Source organism: Streptomyces europaeiscabiei (genome assembly GCF_001550375.1).
Classification (GTDB): domain Bacteria; phylum Actinomycetota; class Actinomycetes; order Streptomycetales; family Streptomycetaceae; genus Streptomyces; species Streptomyces europaeiscabiei.
This window is the reverse complement of sequence record NZ_LRTR01000614.1, coordinates 1-596: the sequence shown is the minus strand read 5'-3', so window position 1 is coordinate 596 and position 596 is coordinate 1. Positions and strand designations below refer to the sequence as shown.

Sequence of the window (596 nt, the reverse complement as noted above, 5' to 3'; positions counted from 1 at the left end):
GCGGCTGCCACGGCGGGCGCGACGAAGGCGGGCCGCCTCCAGAACCGCCGTGCGCCCGGACCGGTGTCGCCCGCGCCCTCGGTCCGGATCTCGGTCCGGCTCTCGGTGCTGCTTCCGGTCCTGCTCTCGATCTCACGCATCAGGTGCTCCCTCAGGGCGCGCTGACGGCCCGGCGGAAGTTCCCGATCCTCGGCGCGCGGAACGCCCGACGATGACGGAACGCCTCGGGGGGACGGATCCTCGTTCACTGGTTCCCCTCCTTGATAGGCCCGGCCACGGAGATGTGGCCGCCTCTTGTCTGTCCGCGCCCACGGCCGGGTTCCCCGCCGCCCAGCTGCGCGGCGAGCTTGGCGCGGGCCCGGGAGAGCCGGGAGCGTACGGTGCCGACGGGGACACCGAGGGCCTCGGCGGCGGCGGCGTAGTCGAGGCCGCCCCAGGCACACAGGGCGAGCACCTCGCGCTCGGGGCGCCGCAGCCGGTCCACCGCCGTGCGTACGGCCCGCAGGTACGCCCGGTCGTCGAGGTTCCCGGCGACCACGTCGGCGAAGTCCCGCTCGGACTCGGGCCTCGGCAGCCGCGCGACGGCGGCGGCATGG

At 75.8% G+C, this 596-nt stretch carries 1 protein-coding gene; it reads right to left on the bottom strand.

The window, feature by feature from the left end:
* Positions 1-244: 244 nt before the first annotated feature.
* Positions 245-596, bottom strand: a 352-nt coding sequence (locus tag AWZ10_RS29805) for an RNA polymerase sigma factor (protein ID WP_279616647.1), incomplete at its 5' end; no start/stop codon positions are given.